Raw genomic sequence first — 3,610 nt, forward strand, 5'->3', positions numbered from 1 at the left:
GCGTAATAAGTTCCGCAATTAGCAAGTTTAGCTGATTCTCCACACAAAAATTCCAGAATAGCAGCTAAATTTTCATCAGGATTGATTAAGTGTTGTTGGCATCCATAATTAGACATTTTTCTGATTTTCGATATTGTCCTGTATAATAACATGAAGTTTTAATCAAGATTGGATGAATTATTCTATACAATTTTGAATGTGGCTAAAGCCCATCAATCGCTTTAATGCGACTAAAGTCCCTATCGACTTATCCCCATGTCTAAAAGCCTGGGGCTTGCGTCTCGTTTCAGGGTCATGGAAAAAATTGGCCAAAAGATACTTGTCCATAGTTGATTATGGACAAGCACAAACCGGACAAAGACTGCTTTTACTTATTCAGACTCTCCTGAGAATTTGAGGTGATTTCCATTCTGCCATCATTTGCTGTTGCTCCCGATTAATGATGGATCAGTAGCACCATCTACGGTAGCGGCGGTTTTTGGTTCGGGGAAAACGAATCTTAACAAAGGAGGAGCTAAGAAGGTAGTAAGAATTACCATCATAATAATTGCTGCTCCTAGTGGTTTTGAGAGAGCGCCACTAGCTGCACCAACACCGGCAAATACCAAACCTACTTCACCTCTGGGAATCATACCCACACCGATGGCTAAACGGTTAATACCTGGTTGACCAAATACGGCCAAACCTGTGATCACTTTACCAATAATGGCGACTGTGATCAGGAAGATTGCCATAATTAAACCTTCTCTGTTGGTGGGAATAGCTGGGTTTAAAACTCCTAAGTCGGTTTTTGCGCCGACGGCGACGAAGAAAACTGGAACTAGCATATCCGCAATGGGAAGAACTTGATTTTGTAGTTCTTTGCGTTTATCGGTTTCTTCAAGAACTAAACCTGCTGCAAATGCTCCCAGAATTGCTTCTAAGTTGATGACATCAGCAATGTAGGCCATGATGAAGGCGAAAATGAACGCTGGGATAACTACTCCACCGCGTGTTTTGAGTAGATCGGCGATCGCTACAAAGGTTTTATTGAAAATGTTACCCAGGATGACTGCACCAATCAGAAAAGCTGTGGCGCTCACGATCAAATAAATGACGTTGCTTACATCTACTGCGCCATCTTTGGCCAAACTAGCAACTACGGCTAAAACGATGATTCCCAATACGTCATCTATTACCGCTGCACCGAGAATTATCTGGCCTTCTTTGGAATTTAACCTTCCTATTTCTGATAGCACTTTGGAGGTAATACCGATACTGGTAGCTGTCAAAGCTGCACCGGCAAAAATTGCGGGTACTGCACTGATACCAAAGATGATCATTAAACCTGCTGTACCTGCGGCAAAGGGTACTACTACGCCCACTACTGCGACTACAAAAGCTTGGATACCGACTTCCATTAAGTCTTTTAAATTAGATTCCAAGCCAATTTCAAACAGCAGGATAATTACACCCAGTTCGGCTAAAACTGAAATTACCTCTGACTGTGCTGCAAAAACCTGGGGAGTTGCTTCTGGAGTTAAACCAGCGGTGATTTGCAGGAATGTCATAATTAAGGAGTTGGAACTGTCTGTACCTCCTTCTGGAAATACCAACAGATGCAAAACCGATGTACCGACTAGCACGCCACCAACGAGTTCACCTAAAACGGGTGGTAAACCGATTTTGTTGGATAGTTCGCCTCCCAGTTTGCTGGCGAAATAAATTACTACTAAACTCAGTAGCACGGCTGCTACTACCATTGAACTGTCTACGGGTTCTGTGGCTGTGGCATTAGCCAATAGGGGAACTGTAAAGTTGATTGTGTTCAAAAACTGCATTGCTTCTGTGAATATCCTTCTTTAGTTATTTGTACCTTGTTATGGAAACTATTTCATAGGTCTTCATGTATTGGCAGTCCTAACACAAACGATAAGTTATTTAATATATTTACTCTGCTAATACAATATATAAATTCAGTAGAGGGTAAATTCTGTTGTATAGATTAGATAGGTCTATGTAGGGTGTGGCTGTAAACAATGATGATGTTACTTGCTAAAGGGTGCTAGGAATGAATGAGAAAGAACTGAAACTAGGTAAATACCTGACTTTAGAAGATTTTTGTACCTGTACTCAGACTTATCAAAAATATGCTCAATATATCAACCCTTTCCCTCAGAATATTCTAGAGACTATTCCGGCTTTACAAGATTTAAATAAGTTGATCATTGATCCTGTTATTGATAATTACGGCAGGGACAAGTTTATTTTAACTTATGGTTTTTGTTCTGCTGATTTAAAAAAGTTTTTGGAGAAAAAAGATCCATTGACAGGTGAAAAAAATGGTCGGGTTGCACCTAAGTTAGATCAGCATATCAGTTATGAAATTAACAAGAATGGTAAATATTATTGTGAAAGGTTGGGTGCTGCTTGTGATTTTATGATTGCAGATTTACCTAGTGAATGTTTGGTAGATTGGATTTTACAGCATAAGTTACCTTTTGATTCTTTGTATTTTTATGGTAGCACTAGACCGATTCATGTTAGTTATGGATTGCAGCATAAACGGGATATTTGGACGTTTGGGGATGTGAGACAACCGACGAAGAAGGGGATTGAGCATTGGGTGAAGTTGGCGAAGGAGATATGATGTTTCTGGGAATTAGGGGAATTGTTTGAGGCGATCGCCCGGTGAAAATTAAGTGAAAATTAAGTGAACATCAGGTGACAATTATTTTATTTTTGGTATAATTTTTTATTATGCTTGTGTTCCTATTGTGATTGATTAGTTTGTAGTGAGGAATTTATTCCTCATTTGAGGACTAAAGTCCTCACTACGAAATATTATCAATCAGAAGTCGGGTATCTGATCATTAACTGTGGAGTTAAATCTAATGACACAAATTACAACCACAAATTTTGAATTAATTCAACCTTCAGCTAATCATCAAACTTTGACAGATGAGCAGTTTATGTTATTAAAGGAGGACGGAAATCTTTATGAATATGTGGATGGAGAGCTAGTTATTGTGGCAAATTCAGGTTTAGAACATGGTTATTTAGCTCTAACTCTCGGATATTTTTTAACTGGTTTTGTGCGCGAACATAAACTTGGTATAACTTGCGATTCTAGCACTGCTTTTAAAATGAAAACTGGTAACAAAAGATCCCCTGATCTGGCTTTTATTGATAAAGAAAGATTACAAGGTTTAAAGAGATTACCCAAGGGTTTTTTTGATGGCGCTCCTGATTTAGCTGTAGAAATTATTTCTCCTAATAATACTTTTGAGGAAATTCATAATAAATTAGTAGAGTATTTTGAAAATGGAACTCGTTTAGCATGGGTGATATTACCAGATGAAGAATGTGTATTAGTTTATCGCAAACCTAAACCATCACAGCTTTTACAATTAGAAGATAGTCTTGATGGAGAAGATGTGATTCCTAATTTTCATCTTCCTTTGACAGAGTTATTTCAAGAATTGTCTTTTTAAATAGGGTTTGCTGAATAAACCTAAAACCTTGATATATCAAAGGTTAGAGGCTGATAAACACAGAAATTAGTGCAAGGGTTTTGAAGGGTATACCGGAAAAAGTGTGCATTTTTTGGGATTTCAAGAGATGGCAAAGA

The 3,610-nt window shown here is 38.3% G+C and carries 3 protein-coding genes; 2 read left to right on the forward strand and 1 reads right to left on the reverse strand.

Translation table 11 applies throughout. The annotated features are described in order from the left end of the window. Positions 1 to 416: 416 nt before the first annotated feature. Positions 417 to 1,820 (reverse strand): cation:proton antiporter, encoded by a 1,404-nt coding sequence (locus PN497_RS23360; RefSeq protein WP_096565814.1) that lies wholly within the window; start codon positions 1,818 to 1,820, stop codon positions 417 to 419. Between the two features lie 230 nt (positions 1,821 to 2,050). On the opposite strand from PN497_RS23360, the gene PN497_RS23365 reads away from it, so the two are divergent. Both PN497_RS23365 and PN497_RS23370 read left to right on the forward strand, forming a co-directional pair. Then, positions 2,051 to 2,629 carry a hypothetical protein gene (locus PN497_RS23365; RefSeq protein ID WP_096565812.1) on the forward strand — a complete coding sequence of 193 codons (579 nt, stop codon included), beginning with the start codon at positions 2,051 to 2,053 and terminating at the stop codon, positions 2,627 to 2,629. A gap of 244 nt (positions 2,630 to 2,873) precedes the next feature. After that, the gene (locus tag PN497_RS23370; protein ID WP_187039820.1) at positions 2,874 to 3,473 is read left to right on the forward strand and encodes a Uma2 family endonuclease; all 600 of its coding nucleotides are present in this window, start codon (positions 2,874 to 2,876) and stop codon (positions 3,471 to 3,473) included. Positions 3,474 to 3,610 lie beyond the last annotated feature (137 nt).

This window comes from Sphaerospermopsis kisseleviana CS-549, from assembly GCF_028329225.1.
In the GTDB taxonomy this organism is placed as follows: domain Bacteria; phylum Cyanobacteriota; class Cyanobacteriia; order Cyanobacteriales; family Nostocaceae; genus Sphaerospermopsis; species Sphaerospermopsis kisseleviana.